Consider the following 18266-nt stretch of genomic DNA (forward strand, 5'->3'; position numbering starts at 1 on the left):
TTGACCTTGCTTTCAAAGGGCATGGAGCCGAAAAACCTGCACTACCCGTTTCGTCACGACGTGACGGGAACCGCAGCCCGAGCTCCGAAACTCACCGGAATCGGTCCGCATTCCGGACGCTAATCTGTGGTGGTCATGTCAGTCCCTGCCACTAGAGTCCTGCCGCACGGACGAAGCACGGACAGGGGTGGGGAACATGCGGTACATGCGGGGCGTGGTCTGGGCGGGGGTGGCCGCGGCGGCGCTGGCCGGGACGGCCGGATGCGGTGCGGAGACGACGAAGAAGGCCGCCGAGGCGGTCAGCCACGCCGACACGATCATGGCGGCGCTGGGGCGGGCCACCGACCGGACGGAGGCCCTGGGCTCCGCCGAGGTCAAGATGACGACCGAGGCGAACGGCGCCACTCCCATCGCCATGGAGGGCACCTACTCCTGGGGCCACGGTTACGCGTACGACGTCCGCATGGACACCGAGGCCGCGAAGATGCAGACGCTGACGGCCTCCCCGACGATCCGCACGCTCCTCGTCGACGGGGCCTACTACTACGACGTCGACCCGCAGCCCTCCGGCCCGCTCAAGGGCAAGGAGTGGATGAAGGTCGACGGGTCGGCCGTCTTCGGCACGGCGGGCGCCGAGGCGATGCGCGGAAACTCGGGCGCGGGCAGCCCGGCGGCGAGCATGCGGAACCTGAAGTACGCGAGCGACGTCGAGGACCTCGGCAAGGAGACCGTCGACGGCAAAAGCGCGACCCACTACCGGGCCGTGATCGACAAGAGTCACATGGGCAAGTACAAGGACGCCCTCGCGGGCGGGGACGACACGCTCTTCGGCTCGGCGACCGGCACCGTCGACGCGATCACCATGGACATCTGGGTCGGCTCCAAGGATCTGCCCGTCCGCTTCAAGGAGGTCATCGGCACCATGACGGTGACCATGGACTTCGAGAAGTTCGGCGCCACCGCCGATGTGAAGGCCCCGCCGGCCGCACAGACCGGTGATGTCACCGAGCTCATGAAGAAGGCGGCCGCGCAGCAGCAGTAGACCCCGGTCACGACGGTGCCCCGCCCCTCGTGCGAGGGACGGGGCACCGGGGGCGCGGACGCCTCAGTGGTTGCGGGGGAAGCCCAGGTCGACGCCCGCCGGCGCCTCCGACGGGTCCGGCCAGCGGGTGGTGACGACCTTGCCGCGGGTGTAGAAGTGCGTGCCGTCGTTGCCGTAGATGTGGTGGTCCCCGAAGAGGGAGTCCTTCCAGCCGCCGAAGGAGTGGTAGCCCACCGGCACCGGGATCGGCACGTTCACGCCGACCATGCCCGCCTCGATCTCCAGCTGGAAGCGGCGGGCGGCGCCGCCGTCCCGGGTGAAGATCGCCGTGCCGTTGCCGAAGGGGGACGCGTTGATCAGCGCCACGCCCTCGTCGTAGGTGTCCACGCGCAGCACACACAGCACCGGGCCGAAGATCTCGTCCTTGTACGCGTCCGCCGTCACCGGCACACGGTCCAGCAGCGAGAGGCCGATCCAGTGGCCGTCCTCGTGGCCCTCGACCGTGTGGCCCGTGCCGTCGAGGACGACCTCGCAGCCCTGGTCGGCGGCACCCTTCACGTACGACGCCACCTTGTCGCGGTGGGCCGCCGTGATGAGCGGACCCATCTCGGACGTCGGGTCGTTCCCCGGGCCGATCTTGATCTTCTCGGCGCGCTCGCGGATCTTGGCCACGAGTTCGTCGCCGACGGAGCCGACCGCCACGACGGCGGAGATCGCCATGCAGCGCTCGCCGGCCGAGCCGTAAGCGGCCGAGACGGCGGCGTCGGCCGCGGCGTCCAGGTCGGCGTCCGGCAGGACCAGCATGTGGTTCTTGGCACCGCCGAGAGCCTGGACCCGCTTGTGGTTCGCGGCGGCGGTGGTGTGGATGTAGCGGGCGATCGGGGTCGAGCCGACGAAGGACACCGCGGCGACGTCCGGGTGCTCCAGGAGCCGGTCGACGGCCACCTTGTCACCGTGCACGACGTTGAAGACACCGTCGGGCAGGCCGGCCTCGGCCAGCAGTTCGGCGAGCTTCATCGCGGCCGACGGGTCCTTCTCCGACGGCTTGAGGACGAAGGTGTTGCCGCAGGCGATGGCGATCGGGAACATCCACATCGGGACCATCGCCGGGAAGTTGAACGGCGTGATGCCCGCGACGACACCGAGCGGCTGCCGGATCGACGCCACGTCGACCTTGGAGGCCACCTCGGTCGACAGCTCGCCCTTGAGCTGCGTCGTGATCCCGCAGGCCAGCTCGACGATCTCCAGACCGCGCGCGACCTCGCCGAGCGCGTCCGAGTGCACCTTGCCGTGCTCGGCGGTGATCAGTTCGGCGATGGCGTCGCGGTTGGCGTCGAGCAGCGCGCGGAACCTGAACAGGATCGTGGTCCGCTTGGCCAGCGAGGACTGTCCCCAGGTCGCGTAGGCGTCCTTCGCGGCGGCGACCGCCGCGTCGACCTCGTCGACGGTCGCGAAGGCGACCTTCGTGGTCACGGCACCGGTCGCCGGGTCGGTGACCGGCCCGTACGTACCCGACGCACCCTCGACGGTCTTGCCACCGATCCAGTGGTCGACGGTCTTCGTCATGGCCATGCACTCCTTCACAGATGGCGGCGTCGGGCGGCGACGTGCCGGTCGTACTCCTCACGTGCCTTGACCGCCGACGGTCGGGTCGCGGTCTCGGCCACAGGTACATCCCACCAGGCCTGGGCCGGGGGCGCGCCCGACACTGTGTCTGCCGTTTGGGTCTCCACGTAGACACAAGTGGGAGTGTCCGCCTCGCGCGCCTCGGCCAGGGCCGCCCGCAGGTCACGCACGGTCCTCGCGCGCAGGACCCGCATCCCCAGACTGGCCGCGTTGGCCGCGAGATCCACCGGCAGCGGCGCCCCCGTGTACGTACGGTCCGCGGCCAGAGCGCGGTACGCCGTGCCCAGGCGCTCGCCGCCCACGGACTCCGAGAGCCCGCCGATCGAGGCGTACCCGTGGTTCTGGAGGATGACCACCTTGATCGCGACGCCCTCCTGGACCGCGGTGACGATCTCGGTCGGCATCATCAGATACGTGCCGTCGCCGACCAGCGCCCACACCGGCCGGTCCGGGGCCGCCATCCGCACCCCGATCGCGGCCGGGATCTCGTAGCCCATGCACGAATAGCCGTACTCGACGTGGTACTGGTCCCGCGACCGCGCCCGCCACAGTTTGTGCAGGTCGCCGGGGAGCGAGCCGGCCGCGTTGATCAGGATGTCGTCCTCGGTGACCAGCTCGTCGAGGACGCCGAGGACCTGCGGCTGGGTGGGCGGGACGTCGATGTCCTCGGCCTCGTAGGCCGTGTCGACGCGGTACTCCCAGCGCTCCTTGCCGTCCGTGTACTCGGTGACGTACGCGGGCTCCGCGCGGTGGCGGTGCGGTAGCAGCGCCTCGGTGAGCGCCTCCAGACCCGCGCGTGCGTCGGCGATCAGCGGAGAGCCGGCGAGTTTGTGACCGTCGTACGGAGCGATGTTGAGGTTGAGGAAGCGGACGCCCGGGGCCGTGAACAGCGTGCCCGAGGCGGTGGTGAAGTCGGTGTAGCGGGTGCCGACCCCGATCACCAGGTCGGCGGTCCGGGCGAGCTCGTCGGCGGTCGCCGTGCCGGTGTGCCCGATGCCGCCGACGTCCTGGGGGTGGTCCCAGCACAGCGAGCCCTTGCCCGCCTGGGTGGAGGCGACGGGAATGCCGGTGGCCGAGGCGAACGCGGCGAGCGCCTCCTCGGCACGGCTGTGGTGGACACCGCCGCCCGCGACGATCAGCGGACGCCGGGCGCCGCGGACCGCCTCGACGGCCCGGGACAGCTCCACGGCGTCGGGCGCCTGGCGCCGTACGGTCCAGGTCCGCTCGGCGAAGAACTCCTCGGGCCAGTCGTACGCCTCCGCCTGCACGTCCTGGGGCAGTGCGAGCGTGACGGCGCCGGTGTCGGCGGGGTCGGTGAGCACGCGCATCGCCTGGAGGGCCGCCGGGATCAGGGCCTCGGGGCGGGTGATCCGGTCGAAGTACTTCGACACCGGGCGCAGACAGTCGTTGACCGAGACGTCCCCGGCGAAGGGGACCTCCAGCTGCTGGAGCACCGGGTCGGCGGGGCGGGCCGCGAAGACGTCGCCGGGCAGGAGGAGCACCGGCAGGTGGTTGACGGTGGCGAGCGCGGCGCCCGTGACGAGGTTGGTGGCGCCGGGCCCGATGGAGGTGGTCACGGCGTGCGCGGAGAGCCGGCCGCACTGGCGGGCGTAGCCGACGGCCGCGTGCACCATCGCCTGTTCGTTGCGTCCCTGGTGGAACGGCATCACGGGGGGTGTGGAGGGTGTCCCCCCGCCGGGCACCGTGGCGTACTCGACGAGCGCCTGGCCGATCCCGGCGACGTTGCCGTGGCCGAAGATGCCCCAGGTGGCGCCGATCAGCCGGCGGCGCGCGCCGTCCCGTTCGCTGTACTGCGCGGCCAGGAACCGCACCAGCGCCTGCGCGACCGTCAGCCTCGTCGTCGAGGTCATCGGTATCCCCCTGTGCCCTTCGCGTGTCCCGGGTGGAAGCGGATCCGCCACTCCCTGTCCCCGCCCGGACCCGCCATGACGTTCAGGTAGTACATGGTGTGACCGGGCTGGGCGATGGACGGGCCGTGCCATCCGTCGGGGACGAGGACGGCGTCGCCGGTGCGGACCTCGGCCAGGACGTCCGAACCGCCCTCGCGGGAGGGGAACACGCGCTGATAGCCGAAACCGTCCGGTCCGTCGATCTCGAAGTAGTAGATCTCCTCCAGCAGGGACTCGACGCCGGGCAGGTGTTCGTCGTGCTTGTGCGGCGGATACGAGGACCAGTTGCCGCCGGGGGTGATCACCTCCACGGCGATGAGCCGGTCGCACGCGAAGACGTCCGCGGCGGCGAAGTTGCGCACCTGGCGGGCGCAGTCGCCGCTGCCGCGGTCTTCGACGGGAACCTCCGGCGCGGGGCCGTAGCGGGCGGGGAGTCGGCGCTCGCACTTCGCTCCTGCCAGGGCGAAGCGGCCTCCCGCGCCGGAGGCGATCTGGGCCCGGGCCTCACGGGGAACGTACGCGAAGTCGGAGACTCCGTCGAACACGCTCCTCCTGCCCAGGAGTTGGAACTCCTTCTCGTCCATACCGTCCTTGGCGCGCACCGTGCAGCCGCCGTCGAGCGGGAGCACGATCCACTCGCTGTCCCCGGTGGTGAACGTATGGGTGCCGCCGGGTGCCAGCTCCACGATCCGCAGGCTGCTGTGGGTCCAGCCGGCCCGTTCGGGGTCGATGTCGAGGGCGTAGTGGGCGTCGGCGGCGGTGCCCGCGGGCACGTACAGCTCGTTGCTCGGACGACTCATGCGGCCCTCACAGAAGTCCTACGGCGGTGTCCACGGCCGCGGCGACATCGCCGTCCGCGGGGTACAGCAGCGAACGGCCCACCACCAGGCCCTGCACGGTGGGGAGTTGGAGCGCCCCGCGCCATTTCTCGTACGCACCCTCCTGGTCCTCGCCGACGTCGCCGCCGAGCAGGACGGCGGGCAGCGTGGAGGTCTCCATGACCCGGGCCATGTCGTCGGGGTTCTCGGTGACGGGGACCTTCAGCCAGGTGTACGCCGAACTGCCGCCCAGGCCACCGGCGATGGCGATGGACTTGGTGACGGCCTCGGCACTCAGATCGTTGCGCAGGGAACCGTCGTCCCGGCGACGGCAGAGGAACGGTTCGACGAAGACCGGAAGCCGCCGTTCGGCCATGTCGTCGATCACGCGGGCGGCGGACTCCAGGGTGCGCAGCGACCCGGGATCGCCGTAGTCGACGCGCAGCAGCAGTTTGCCGGCGTCGAAACCGAACCGTTCGATGTCCCTCGGACGGTGGCCGGTGAACCGGTCGTCCATCTCGAAGGCGGAGCCCGCGAGTCCGCCCCGGTTCATCGAGCCGATGACCACCTTGCCGTCGAGCACGCCGAGCAGCAGCAGGTCGTCCAGTATGTCGGCGGTGGCGAGCACCCCGTCGACCCCGGGGCGCGAGAGCGCGACGCACAGGCGCTCCAGCAGACCGGCGCGCCCCGCCATGGCCAGCTTCCGGTCCCCGACGGCCAGCATGCCGCGTGCCGGATGGTCCGCGGCGACGATCATCAGCCGCCCTGAGCCGTCGACCAGCGGCCGCCGGACCCGCCGGGCGGCGGCCTCCGCGACGGCCTCGGGCCGGCGGGCGCGGGTCCGGGCGAGGGCGGAGACGTCGACGCGCACGGACGCGGGTCCGTCGCCGCCCTGTTCGGGGCGGGCTCCCCCGACGTGGCCGGCCCTCACCGCACCGCTCCGGCGGCGAGGGCCTGTTCGATCTCGAGCGGGGTGGGCATCGCGGAGGAGCACTCCAGCCGGGAGGCGACGATGGCGCCCGCCGCGTTCGCGTGGCGCATGGTCTTCTCCAGGTCCCAGCCGGCGAGCAGCCCGTGGCAGAGGGAGCCGCCGAACGCGTCGCCGGCACCGAGGCCGTTGAGGACCTCGACCGGGAGGGGCGGGACCTCGGCGGTGGTGCCGTCGCGATGGACGGCGAGGACGCCCTTCGGGCCCTGCTTCACCACGGCGAGCTCGGCGCCGGCTTCGAGGAGGGCGGCCGCGGCGGCGTGCGGCTCGCGTTCTCCCGTGGCGACCTCGACCTCGTCGAGGTTGCCGACGGCGACGGTGGCGTGGCGCAGGGCCTCGGCGTAGAAGGCGCGCGCGGAGGCCGGGTCCTCCCAGGCCGCGTCCTTCCAAAACATCGGGCGCCAGTCGAGGTCGAAGACCGTCGTACCGGAGCGGGCCCGGTGGGACAGGGCGGCGAGGGTGGCCGTGCGGCTGGGCTCCGCGCTCAGGCCCGTGCCCGTCATCCAGAAGACACGGGCGTCGCGCACGGCGTCGAGGTCGAGTTCGCCGACACGGATCTCCAGGTCGGGGGCCTTGGGCTCGCGGTAGAAGTACAGCGGGAAGTCGTCCGGCGGGAAGATCTCGCAGAAGGTGACCGGAGTCGGCAGTCCCGGGACCTCGGTGACCCAGCGGTCGTCGACACCGAAGTCGCGCAGCGCCTCGCGCAGATAGGTTCCGAAGGGATCGGCACCCGTTCGGGTGATGACGGCCGTACGCCGTCCGAGCCGCGCGGCCGCCACCGCGACGTTGGTCGCCGAGCCGCCGAGGAACTTGCCGAAGGAGGTCACCCGGGACAGCGGGACACCCGTCTGCAACGGGTAGAGGTCCACACCGATCCGCCCCATGGTGATCAGCTCGTACGCCATCGAGTTCCCTTCTCCGCGGTCCCTGCGGCTGCCCCCAGGTCTAGTCCCGCGAGGGGACCCTGTCAACGTTTTGTCCAGACATTCGGACCAGGGCTTGACACCTCCCGGGAGCCGCCGGAAGCTGACGCCCATGACGTCGTCGCCGCCGCAGTCATCGCCGCAGCCGCCCCCCGGACCCTCACCGAGGTCGTCACCGCGGTCGTCACCTCCCTCCTCACTGTCGCGCATCCGGATCGGTTCGGCTCCCGACTCCTGGGGCGTCTGGTTCCCCGACGACCCCGGGCAGGTCCCGTGGCAGCGCTTCCTCGACGAGGTCTCCGGATCCGGCTACGAGTGGATCGAGCTCGGCCCGTACGGCTATCTGCCCACCGATCCGGACGTCCTGCGGGAGGAGACCGCCCGGCGCGGGCTCAGCGTCTCGGCGGGCACCGTCTTCACCGGGCTGCACCGGGGTCCCGACGTGTGGGAGTCCACCTGGGCGCACGTCTCGGACATCGCGGCGCTCGCCCAGGCGATGGGCGCCGGGCATCTCGTGGTCATCCCGGCCTTCTGGCGGGACGACAAGACCGGCGCGGTGCTGGAGGACAGCGTGCTGACGCCGGCCCAGTGGCGCGATCTGACCACCCAGACCGAGCGGCTCGCCCATGAGGTGCGCGAGCGCTACGGGCTGCGCGTCGTCGTCCATCCGCACGCCGACACGCACATCGACAGCGAGGAGAACGTCACCCGTTTCCTCGACGCGACCGACTCCTCGCTGGTGTCGCTCTGTCTGGACACGGGCCACTACGCCTACTGCGGCGGTGACAGCGTCAAGCTCATCGAGACGTACGGCGAACGCGTCGGCTACCTCCACCTCAAGCAGGTGGACCCGCAGGTGCTGGCCGGGGTGCGGGCCGAGGAGCTGCCGTTCGGGCCCGCCGTCGCACGCGGCGTGATGTGCGAACCGCCCTCCGGCGTACCGGCGCTGGAACCCGTCCTCGCCGCCGCGCAGGACCTCGGCGTCGAGCTCTTCGCGATCGTCGAGCAGGACATGTACCCGTGCCCGCCGGACAAGCCGCTGCCCATCGCCCGGCGCACCCGGGCTTTCCTGCGGTCCTGCGGGGCCTGACGCCCGCCTCCCGGACACCCGGCCCCCCGATCCCCGGCCCGCCGGCCCGCCGGGTGCTCGGGGTCCGACAGGCCGTCAGCACCACCGGGCCGCCCCGCCGGGCGGCGGCCGAAAAGCACCGGCGCCTCCGCCCCCTCCACCCCTCTGCCCCCTCCACTCCCTCCGCCCTCCCCGGCCCGCTACCGCCAATGCGTCACTCGTGTCACAAAGAACACCCCTGTGTCACACATGTCGCGTTTACGCGGGTCTTGGGTCACACCCGGTCGACAGTCACAGCCCGGCGCTCACGCTGCGTCGTTCACCGGGCACACGCTTTGTGATCACCAGCGCAGCGCCCGGCTCCCCCGACGACCGTCCCAGGCCGCCGCCGCGGCGCGCGCGGGGAGGTACCACTCATGACCGACCGCACGCTCTGGTCGTACAAGGAGATCGCCGCGCACATCAAGGTGCAGCCGGACACCGTCCGGTCCTACCGCAAGCACGGGCTGCTGCCGCCGCCCGACCACGTCGAAGCCGGAAAGCCCTACTGGTACGCCGACACCGTCCGTGCCTGGGTCGCCGCCCGCCCGGGAAACCGGGGCCGCAGCGACAGATGACCCTGCTACGGGGTTCCCGCGCGTCGGGCACCTCTCCTGGCGGCGCCTCACCTCCGGGTGGGGTGCCGCCCCGAATTCGATTGCCGTCGCGCCGGCCGCCCGTCGATGATCCACCGATGAGCTTCTCCGAGAAACCCGTCCTCAGCGGCGAGAAGACCCTGCTCCGGCCGTTCACGCCGGACGACGTCCCCGTGATGACCGAGATCCTCGGCGACCCCGAGGTCCTGCGGCTCACCGGCAGCCCCGACGAGGAGTTGGGGCCGGAGCGGCTGCGCTCCTGGTACGGGACGCGCAACGACCAGCCGGACCGGCTGGACCTCGGCGTGGTGGACCGCGCCACCGGTGAACTGGTCGGCGAGGCCGTCCTCCACGAGTGGGACCGGCACAACCACAACTGCGTGTTCCGCATCCTCATCGGGCCGCGCGGCCGGGACCGGGGGCTCGGCACCGAGGCCACCCGGCTCATCGTCGGACACGCTTTCGAGCGACTGGCCCTGCACCGCGTCTCGCTGTACGTCTTCGCCTTCAACCACCGCGCCCGCCGCGCCTACGAGAAGGCCGGCTTCGTGGCCGAGGGGATCGAACGCCAGACGCTGCTCCAGGACGGCGAGTGGATCGACGCCGTACGGATGTCGGTCCTGGCCCACGAGTGGGCCGCCCACCGGGGACATCCCACCGGCCCGACGGCCGTCAGCTCCACGGCTCGATGACCGTCACCCCCGATCCCGGTGCCGAGCCCATCGCCGCCAGTGCCGCCGGGGCCGCGTCCAGGGTGATGGCGGACGTCACCAGGAGGTCGGGCCGGAGGGTCCCGGCGCGGACCGACTCCAGCAGCGGCGGATAGGCGTGGGCCGCCATCCCGTGGCTGCCGAGGAGTTCGAGTTCGAGGGCGATCACCCGGGCCATCGGGACCGGGGTGACACCGGTCGGTGAGGGCAGCAGGCCGACCTGGACGTGCCGGCCGCGGCGGCGCAGGCCCTCGACCGAGGCCGCGCAGGTGCCGGGCGATCCGAGGGCGTCCAGCGACACATGCGCGCCGCCGCCGGTCAGTTCACGGACCGCCCGCGCCGGGTCGGCCACGGCGGAGGCGTCCACGCACTCCTCCGCCCCGAACCTCCGCGCCAGGCCGAGCGCCGCGGAGGACACGTCGACGGCCACGACCCGCGCCCCGAAGGCCGCCGCGATCATCACCGCCGAAAGGCCCACACCGCCGCAGCCGTACACCGCGACCCACTCTCCCGGGGCCGCCCTCCCCTGTGCGACCACGGCCCGGAACGCCGTGGCGAACCGGCATCCCAGCGAGGCCGCCGTCGCGAAGGACAGCTCCGGCGGCAGCGGGATCAGGTTCACCTCCGCGTGGTCGAGCGCCACGTACTGGGCGAAGGAGCCCCAGTGCGTGAACCCCGGCTGGGTCTGGCGCTCGCACACCTGCTGGTCGCCCGCCGCGCAGGCGGGGCAGCTTCCGCAGGCGCAGACGAACGGGACGGTGACCCGGTCGCCGGGGCGATGGCCGCTCACCCCGGCGCCCACCGCCTCGATCACCCCGGCCAGTTCATGGCCCGGCACATGCGGCAGCGTGATGTCCGGGTCGTGGCCCATCCAGCCGTGCCAGTCGCTGCGGCACAGTCCCGTGGCCTCGACCCGCACCACCACGCCGTGCTCCGCGGGCGCCGGGTCCGCCACCTCCCGGACCTCGGCCGGCTCCCCGTACCGCTCGAACACCACTGCCCGCATCCGCTCCCGCCCTCCACTCGGAGATCAGCTCCCGCGGAAACGCTATCCGCGCGCCTCGGCCCTGTCCCGGCCGGACTCCGCCGGCTCTTCCGGCACCGCGTCCGGGGCCGGCCCGGCCTTGGACACCGCGTCCGCGACCGGCTCGGCGGCCGGGGCCGGCTTCGGTGTCTCCGCCTCGCTGAGGCCGAACCGGTCGTGAAAGCGCCGCAGGGGTCCGGGCGCCCACCAGGTGGCCGTGCCCGTCAGCCGCATGACCGCCGGGACCAGCAGGCTCCGGACGACCATCGCGTCCATCAGGACGGCCAGCGCGACGCCCAGTCCGAGCATCTTGGTGTTGGCCACCCGGGAGGTGCCGATGGCGACCATCACCACCGCGAGGATGACCGCGGCCGCGGTGATCAGTCCTCCGGTGCGCTGGAGTCCGAAGCGGACCGCCTCCCGGTGGTCGCCGGTGTGGTCGTACTCCTCCTTGATCCGGGAGAGGAGGAAGACGCCGTAGTCCATGGAGAGACCGAAGGCCACGCAGAACATCAGGACCGGGAGGGTCGTCTCGATCGACCCGGAACCGGTGAAGTCGAGGAGTCCGGAGAGATGGCCGTCCTGGAAGACCCAGACCACCGCGCCGAACATCGCGGTCAGACTCAGCGCGTTGAGCAGGACCGCCTGGACCGGGATCAGCACGCTGCCCGTCAGCAGGAACACCAGGAACAGCGTGACGATCGCGATGAAGCCGGCCGCCCACGGGAGCCGGTCGGCTATCGCGTGCTTGGAGTCGACCAGGACGGCCGCCGTGCCGGTCACGGAGGTCTTGAACGGAGCGTCGGCCGCCCGGAGTTCGCCCACCAGCCGCTGGGCTCCCTCGTCCACGGCCTCGCCCTCGGGCAGCACCGAGAAGTAGGCGGCGTCGCCCTTCACCAGCGGGCCGTCCACACGCAGCACCTCGGGCAGCGCGGCGATCCGCTCCCGGTACCGGGCGTACTCCGTCCGCGTCGCGCTCCCCTCGGCCAGGACCTCCAGAGCGCCGCCGGGGCTGCCCGGGAAGCCGTCGCGGATGTGCTGCTGGACGATGTGCGACTCCGCGCCCGAGGGCAGCTGACGGTCGTCGGCCGTGCCGAACTTCACGCCCAGGAAGGGCAGTCCGAGCACGATGAGGCCGGCCGTGGTGGCCACCGCGAAGAGCGGTGCCCTGCGCATGACGAGGGCGGCCATGCGGCCCCACGCCGCCCCGCCGTCGGCCGGGTCCTGCCTTCCGCGCCGGAACAGACGCCTCAGGTCCAGGGAGTTCACCCGGTCGCCGAGGAGCATGAGCGCGGCGGGGAGCAGGATCAGGGCGGCGGCCGCGGCGAGCAGCACGACGGCGATGCCCGCGTAGGCGAAGGAGCGCAGGAAGTACTGCGGGAAGACGAGCATCGCGGCCAGCGACACGGCGACCGTGAGGGAGGAGAAGAGAACGGTCCGGCCCGCGGTGCGCAGGGTGACACCGATCGCGGCGCGCGGCGGTGCGCCGGTGGCCAGTTCCTCGCGGAACCTGCGGACGATGAACAGGGCGTAGTCGATGGCGAGTCCGAGGCCGAGGGCCGTCGTCAGGTTCATCGCGAAGACCGAGACGTCCGTGACCTCGGTGAGTCCGCGCAGCACGGCGTTGGTGCCGAGGATCGCGATGATCCCGACCCCGAGCGGGAGCAGGGCGGCGACGGCGCTCCCGAAGACCATGACCAGCAGCAGGAGGGTCACCGGAAGGGCGATCATCTCGGCCCGGGTGAGGTCCTCCTTGATGGTCGTCTGCATCTCGTGGCGTACGGCGACGGGTCCGCCGACCTCGACCTCGACGGGCCCGCTCTTTCCTCGGTAGGAGGGTGCGAGGCGGTCCAGGGTGTCGGCCGCGGCCGTCTCGTCGCCGGTGAGCCGGGCGGCGATCAGCGCTTCGTGGCCGTCGCGCGCCTTGAGCCCGGGTGAACCGGACTGCCAGTACGAACCGACGCCGGTGACGCCGGGCTCGGCGGCCAGACGTGCCGCGATCCGCTTCGCCTCCGCCGCGACCGACGGGTCGTCGACCGAGGCCCCGCCCGCGTCGAGGAGGAGCAGCAGATTGGGCTGGGAGGCGGGGAACTCCCGTTCCAGCGCCTTGGTCGCGTACGTGGACTGCGCGGTGGGATCCTCCCAGCCGCCGCTGCCCAGCCGGTCCGCGACGCCGCTGCCGGCGACCACGGCGAGCGCGGTCAGCAGGAGGGCGACGAGCAGCGAGAGCCGTGGCCGCGCGGTCACGAACCGGGTCCAGCCGCCGAGGCGCGCACCCCCGCCCGTACCGCCGCCCGATTCCGTGGCGCCGCCCGTACCCGTTTCCCCGCTCCCGCCGTCGCCCGGGTCCTCGCCGGGCCTCTTCGCGGGCCCGTCGTCCGCGCCGTCGACTTCGGACATGATGCGGTGTCCCCTTCACCGTGACCCGATGACCCGCATCCGTGCAGGCATCATGGATCGCCCATTGCCATAGACTGGCAAACACGAGTCGTCGCTCGCGTTTTTCAAGAATGCGAGTGACCGCTCGCGTTTGTCAATCGTGTCCCGAGAAGCTGGGGATGACCCGTGCCCGAGAATCAGCAGACCGAGGAGTCCCCGGAGCACCCGCAGCCGGCCGAGGAGAAGCCGCGCCGCCGCCAGGCCCGCGGCGAGCGCCGCGTCGCCCAGCTCCTGGAAGCGGCGGCCTCGGTGTTCTGCCGGTCCGGCTACACCGCGGCGAGCACCAACGCCATCGCCCGCGAGGCCGGCGTCTCACCCGGCACGCTCTACCAGTTCTTCCCGAACAAGGAGGCCATCGCCGTCGGCCTCAGCGACCAGCTCCTCGACCACTGGGCCCGGTCGCACGGACAGGCGCTCGCCCACGAGAACGCCGGACTCCCGCTGGACCGGATGCTCGACGCGGTCCTGGACCCGCTGATCGCGTTCAACGTCGAGAACCCGGCCTTCGCCGTCCTGATGCACGGCGCCGACACCCCGGGGGTGATCGTCGAGGAGATCGGCACCCTGCACGGCACCCTCCTCGCCCGCGTCGAGGAGATGATCGCGGCCCGCCTGCCGGACATGCCCTCCGCCGAACGCACCCGCACGGCGAACATGACGGTCCACCTGTTCAAGGCCGGTCTCACCCTGGTCATGTCCCACGAGGGCGCCGAACGGGACGCCTACATCGCGGAGCTGAAGACGGTCATGCACCGCTATCTGGAGCCGCTGCTCGCAAGCGGGTCACCCGCCGGACACTGAGCCGCGCCGGACGGGGCCGGAACCAGCGTTCCGGCCTGCGACATCAAGGACATGTGTCATAAGGTTCGGACAAATCGATCAGTGATCCGCGGCATCGATCCGTCCGCACGCCCCCGCGTCCCGCATCAGGGGCCGCCCCGACGCGCCGGAACGCGGGTCCCCCGTCCGAGCCCACGGGCCGCCCCCGAGGGACAGAGGGATGGCCGTGCCCCAGAATCAGCCACCGGGTACACCCCGGGCCCGCATTCCCGGACCGCAGCAGCCCCCGCCGCCGTACCCCCGGATCCCCGCCGGCCTCTGGAAGCGCTGCCTGGGCATCGGCCTGGCCCTCTGGGCGCTGACCGCGGTCGTCACGTACGCCACGGCGGACGTCACGCCGCTGCCGACCCTGATCCTGCTCGGCGGCTTCCTCGCGCCCGTCTCCTTCGTGCTCTGGGCGTACGAGCGGCACGGCCGTGACCTGGGCACGAGTGCGGTCCTCGGCTGCTTCCTGGCCGGCGGCGCCCTGGGCGTGCTCGGCGCCTCGGTGACGGAGTACCAGCTCACCCGCCCTTCACCGTGGACGTACGTGGGCACCGGACTCGCCGAGGAGGCCGTGAAGCTCGGCGCGCTGATGTTCCTGCTGCGTCGGCACACCCGGATCCGCGGACCACGGGCCGGTCTGGTGCTCGGCGCGACGCTCGGGTTCGGTTTCGCGGCCCTGGAGAGCGCGGGCCACGCCTTCGACGCGGCCGTGTCCCTGCGGGGCGTCGGCCTGCGCACGCTCCTGGAGACCGAGATCCCGCGCGGGGTGCTCACCCCGTTCGGACACGGCCTGTGGACCGCGGTCACCGGCGCGGCCCTGCTGGCGCGGCGCCGCGCCGACGGGCGCTTCCGCCTCACCGCACGGCTGGCCGGCGCCTGCCTCGGCGCCTCCCTGCTGCACGCGCTGTGGGACTCCACGCACGGGATCGCGCTGTGGCTGGTGGCCCGGCTCACCCGCGCCGGACTCGACGGAACGCGTTTCGCCCCGGGCCGGCTGCCGCGGTCCACCGGCGGACAGGACCACCTCTTCACCCTGCTCTCGGTGGGCGGCCTGTTCCTCGTCGCGCTCGTGGGGCTGGCCTGGGCGCACTCGCTGGCGCACCGCGACGCTGCTTGGAGAAATACCCCCTAGGGGTATAGTGTGGTGAACATCGGGGGGGAACCCTGGGTTCCCAGGGATCCCTCCCGTAAGCGCACACCCCAGAACGCCTCGACGAGGAGTAACGCCATGACCGCCCAGACCGGCACCCCGGGTTCCGTCACCACCGTCTACCAGGTGAGCGGCATGAGCTGCGGACACTGTGAAGGCTCCGTCAGCGGCGAGATCTCCGCGATCCCCGGCGTGAGCTCGGTGAAGGCCGTCGCCTCGACCGGCGAGGTCACCGTCGTCTCCGCGGCCGCGCTCGACGAGAACGCCGTCCGCGCCGCGGTCGACGAGGCGGGCTTCGAGCTCGTCGGCCAGGCCTGAGCGACCCGCAGCTCTCCCCCTCCGTACCGGGTCGTGCCGACCGGCTGATACCGGCTCCGCGCGGCCCGGCCCCTTCCTGGAGCCGCACCATGACCACCGCAGCACCCGAGACGCCGATAGGCACCGCCTCGGAGATCGAGCTCTCCATCGGCGGGATGACCTGCGCCTCCTGCGCGGCCCGCGTCGAGAAGAAGCTCAACCGCATGGACGGCGTCACCGCCACGGTCAACTTCGCGACGGAGAAGGCCAAGGTCTCCTACCCCGAGGGGGTACGGGTCGCCGATCTGATCGCCACCGTGGTGAAGACGGGCTACACCGCCGAGGAGCCCCCGCCGCCCGCTCCGCCCGAGCAGGAGGCGCCTCCCGCCGCCGACGATCCCGAGACGGCCTCCCTGCGCGAGCGGCTGACCGTCTCCGCGGTGCTCGCCCTGCCCGTCGTCCTCATGTCGATGATCCCGGCCCTCCAGTTCGAGAACTGGCAGTGGCTCTCACTGACGCTCGCCGCGCCCGTGGTGGTCTGGGGCGGGCTGCCCTTCCACCGGGCCGCCGTGACGAACGCGCGGCACGGAGCGGCCACCATGGACACCCTGGTGTCGGTCGGCACCCTCGCCGCGTTCGGCTGGTCCCTGTGGGCGCTCTTCTTCGGCGACGCGGGGATGCCGGGCATGCGGCACGGCTTCGAGTTCACCGTCTCCCGTACGGACGGCGCCTCCACCCTCTACCTGGAGGTGGCCGCGGGCGTCATCGCGTTCATCCTGCTCGGCCGCTTCCTGGAGGCCCGCTCCAAGCGGCGCGCCGGAGCGGCGCTGCGGGCGCTGCTGGAGCTCGGCGCCAAGGACGTCGGCGTCCTGCGGGACGGCCGTGAGGTCCGCCTCCCGGTGGCGCAACTGGCCGTCGGTGACCGCTTCGTCGTCCGGCCCGGCGAGAAGATCGCCACCGACGGGACCGTCGTCGAGGGCACGTCGGCGGTGGACGCGTCCATGCTGACCGGCGAGTCGGTGCCGGTGGACGTGGGCGTCGGGGACGCCGTCACCGGTGCGACCGTGAACGCCGGGGGCCGGCTCGTCGTCGAGGCCGGCCGGATCGGCTCGGACACCCAGCTCGCCCGGATGGCCCGGCTCGTCGAGGACGCCCAGAACGGCAAGGCCGAGGTGCAGCGTCTCGCCGACCGGATCTCCGGGGTCTTCGTGCCCGTCGTGCTGGTCATCGCGCTCGGCACCTTCGGGGCCTGGATCGCGGTCACCGGGGACACGGTCGCGGCCTTCACCGCCGCCGTCGCGGTGCTGATCATCGCCTGCCCGTGCGCGCTCGGCCTGGCCACCCCGACCGCCCTGATGGTCGGCACCGGCCGCGGCGCCCAGCTCGGCATCCTGATCAAGGGGCCCGAGGTCCTGGAGTCCACCCGCCGGGTCGACACCGTCCTGCTGGACAAGACCGGCACGGTGACGACGGGCCGCATGAGCCTGCACGAGGTGTACGTCGCCGGGGGACGGGCCGAGGAAGACGTCCTGCGGCTCGCGGGAGCCCTGGAACACGCCTCGGAGCATCCGGTTGCCCGAGCGATCGCGACAGGCGCTCAGGAGCGCGTCGGTGACCTTCCGGCGCCCGAGCACTTCGAGAACGTGCCGGGGCGAGGCGTGCGCGGGCGTGTGGACGGCCGCGACGTCACCGTCGGACGGTTCCCGGGCGCGCTGCCGGAAACGCTTGCGGACGCGAAGAACGCGGCCGAGGCGGCGGGCCGTACGGCCGTCGTGGTCACCCTGGACGGCACGGCGGCGGGCGTGCTGGCCGTCGCCGACACGGTCAAGGAGACCAGCGCCGAGGCCGTGCGCGAACTGCGGGACCTCGGTCTCACGCCGATGCTGCTGACCGGGGACAACCGGGCGGTCGCCGAGGCCGTGGCACGGGAGGTCGGCATCGCCCCGGGCGACGTGTTCGCCGAGGTGCTGCCCGAGGACAAGGTCGCCGTGGTCCGGCGGCTGCGGGGCGAGGGGCGGACGGTTGCGATGGTCGGCGACGGGGTGAACGACGCGGCGGCGCTCGCCACCGCCGATCTGGGCCTCGCGATGGGCACGGGGACGGACGCGGCGATCGAGGCGAGCGATCTGACGCTCGTGCGCGGGGATCTGCGGGTGGCCGCGGACGCGATCCGGCTGGCCCGCGCCACGCTGTCGACGATCAAGGGGAATCTGGTCTGGGCCTTCGGCTACAACGTGGCGGCGCTTCCGCTGGCCGCCGCCGGCCTGCTGAACCCCATGATCGCGGGAGCGGCGATGGCCTTCTCCTCGGTCTTCGTGGTCACGAACAGCCTTCGACTGCGCGCATTCGCGTGACGACAGACCACGAGTCCCCCTAGAGTCCAACGAGAGCCTCACATAAGCTCTTCACAAGGCTCGCGCATCTTCCTTACGATTGGTCCTCGATTCCCATATCGTGGCTCTTGCGTATCTTCAGGACATATGCAAGAGATCCAGATCACAGTGATGTGAACGTAACCACCGAAGGGGTTCGTCGGTCTAAGTTGGCGATGTCAGAAGCGTCTTGGGGGGCGCGACTGGCATCTGGGGATGTCTTGGGGGACGTTCCCGGAAATTGCGTCGCCGGGGCACGTACAGCGGGGAGCTTTGAGCGGCCCTCCCGATCCGTACGCGTCCCGGCAGATCGCACCGCACCACCGCAGTACGGCGAGCACCGCTCGCCCGGCTCACCGCCGGCTCGTGCCGGCACACAGCGATTCAGGCGCTGTCCACAGACGCCCGGCCGGATCCCGTGGGGGGAATCCGCACCGG

The 18266-nt window shown here is 72.0% G+C and carries 15 protein-coding genes; 8 read left to right on the forward strand and 7 right to left on the reverse strand.

Annotated features, from left to right (window positions below):
• The first annotated feature begins 196 nt into the window (after nucleotides 1-196).
• Nucleotides 197-1042, forward strand: a complete 846-nt coding sequence (locus ACFYW9_RS05250) for a hypothetical protein (protein WP_389145047.1) — start codon at nucleotides 197-199, stop codon at nucleotides 1040-1042.
• A 63-nt stretch (nucleotides 1043-1105) separates the two neighbouring features.
• Here ACFYW9_RS05250 and mmsA read toward each other — a convergent pair whose 3' ends face one another.
• The 5 genes from mmsA to iolC are packed head-to-tail and all read right to left on the reverse strand — an operon-like array spanning nucleotide 1106 to nucleotide 7289.
• Nucleotides 1106-2608, reverse strand: coding sequence for a CoA-acylating methylmalonate-semialdehyde dehydrogenase (gene mmsA, locus ACFYW9_RS05255; protein WP_351862860.1), 1503 nt, complete (start codon nucleotides 2606-2608; stop codon nucleotides 1106-1108).
• A gap of 14 nt (nucleotides 2609-2622) precedes the next feature.
• Nucleotides 2623-4539 carry a 3D-(3,5/4)-trihydroxycyclohexane-1,2-dione acylhydrolase (decyclizing) gene (gene iolD / locus ACFYW9_RS05260; RefSeq protein WP_389145051.1) on the reverse strand — a complete coding sequence of 639 codons (1917 nt, stop codon included), beginning with the start codon at nucleotides 4537-4539 and terminating at the stop codon, nucleotides 2623-2625.
• Nucleotides 4536-5378, reverse strand: a complete 843-nt coding sequence (gene iolB / locus ACFYW9_RS05265; RefSeq protein WP_389145054.1) for a 5-deoxy-glucuronate isomerase — start codon at nucleotides 5376-5378, stop codon at nucleotides 4536-4538. The genes iolD and iolB overlap by 4 nt, the downstream gene beginning before the upstream one ends.
• A gap of 7 nt (nucleotides 5379-5385) precedes the next feature.
• Nucleotides 5386-6267 carry a deoxyribose-phosphate aldolase gene (locus ACFYW9_RS05270; RefSeq protein ID WP_389145762.1) on the reverse strand — a complete coding sequence of 294 codons (882 nt, stop codon included), beginning with the start codon at nucleotides 6265-6267 and terminating at the stop codon, nucleotides 5386-5388.
• Nucleotides 6268-6323: 56 nt separating this feature from the next.
• The gene (gene iolC / locus ACFYW9_RS05275) at nucleotides 6324-7289 is read right to left on the reverse strand and encodes a 5-dehydro-2-deoxygluconokinase (protein ID WP_389145058.1); all 966 of its coding nucleotides are present in this window, start codon (nucleotides 7287-7289) and stop codon (nucleotides 6324-6326) included.
• 130 nt (nucleotides 7290-7419) lie between these two features.
• Between iolC and ACFYW9_RS05280 the strand changes: the two genes are divergently transcribed.
• The 3 genes from ACFYW9_RS05280 to ACFYW9_RS05290 all read left to right on the forward strand — a co-directional run bounded on the left by ACFYW9_RS05280 (nucleotide 7420) and on the right by ACFYW9_RS05290 (nucleotide 9703).
• On the forward strand, nucleotides 7420-8397 hold the full coding sequence (locus ACFYW9_RS05280) for a sugar phosphate isomerase/epimerase family protein (RefSeq protein WP_389145061.1): 978 nt from the start codon (nucleotides 7420-7422) through the stop codon (nucleotides 8395-8397).
• Between the two features lie 395 nt (nucleotides 8398-8792).
• Entirely contained in the window at nucleotides 8793-8993 is a 201-nt protein-coding gene (locus ACFYW9_RS05285) for a MerR family transcriptional regulator (protein WP_351862855.1), read from the forward strand.
• Nucleotides 8994-9109: 116 nt separating this feature from the next.
• Nucleotides 9110-9703 carry a GNAT family N-acetyltransferase gene (locus ACFYW9_RS05290; protein WP_389145065.1) on the forward strand — a complete coding sequence of 198 codons (594 nt, stop codon included), beginning with the start codon at nucleotides 9110-9112 and terminating at the stop codon, nucleotides 9701-9703.
• Here ACFYW9_RS05290 and ACFYW9_RS05295 read toward each other — a convergent pair.
• Both ACFYW9_RS05295 and ACFYW9_RS05300 read right to left on the reverse strand, forming a co-directional pair.
• A complete protein-coding gene (locus ACFYW9_RS05295) occupies nucleotides 9684-10727 on the reverse strand; it encodes a zinc-dependent alcohol dehydrogenase family protein (RefSeq protein ID WP_389145068.1) in 1044 nt (347 codons plus the stop codon). The two genes, ACFYW9_RS05290 and ACFYW9_RS05295, sit on opposite strands and share 20 nt — an antisense overlap.
• 42 nt (nucleotides 10728-10769) lie before the next feature.
• Nucleotides 10770-13145: an MMPL family transporter gene (locus ACFYW9_RS05300; RefSeq protein WP_389145071.1), complete on the reverse strand. Its 2376-nt coding sequence runs from the start codon at nucleotides 13143-13145 to the stop codon at nucleotides 10770-10772.
• A 165-nt stretch (nucleotides 13146-13310) separates the two neighbouring features.
• Between ACFYW9_RS05300 and ACFYW9_RS05305 the strand changes: the two genes are divergently transcribed.
• From ACFYW9_RS05305 to ACFYW9_RS05320, 4 genes are all read left to right on the forward strand, one after another.
• Nucleotides 13311-13985 carry a TetR/AcrR family transcriptional regulator gene (locus ACFYW9_RS05305; protein ID WP_351862851.1) on the forward strand — a complete coding sequence of 225 codons (675 nt, stop codon included), beginning with the start codon at nucleotides 13311-13313 and terminating at the stop codon, nucleotides 13983-13985.
• A gap of 199 nt (nucleotides 13986-14184) precedes the next feature.
• Nucleotides 14185-15141 carry a PrsW family intramembrane metalloprotease gene (locus ACFYW9_RS05310; RefSeq protein WP_389145076.1) on the forward strand — a complete coding sequence of 319 codons (957 nt, stop codon included), beginning with the start codon at nucleotides 14185-14187 and terminating at the stop codon, nucleotides 15139-15141.
• 96 nt (nucleotides 15142-15237) lie between these two features.
• Nucleotides 15238-15477 (forward strand): heavy-metal-associated domain-containing protein, encoded by a 240-nt coding sequence (locus ACFYW9_RS05315; RefSeq protein WP_328669217.1) that lies wholly within the window; start codon nucleotides 15238-15240, stop codon nucleotides 15475-15477.
• A gap of 89 nt (nucleotides 15478-15566) precedes the next feature.
• A complete protein-coding gene (locus tag ACFYW9_RS05320) occupies nucleotides 15567-17810 on the forward strand; it encodes a heavy metal translocating P-type ATPase (RefSeq protein WP_389145079.1) in 2244 nt (747 codons plus the stop codon).
• Nucleotides 17811-18266: the final 456 nt, after the last annotated feature.

It is taken from the genome of Streptomyces sp. NPDC002698 (assembly GCF_042888945.1).
Lineage (GTDB): Bacteria > Actinomycetota > Actinomycetes > Streptomycetales > Streptomycetaceae > Streptomyces.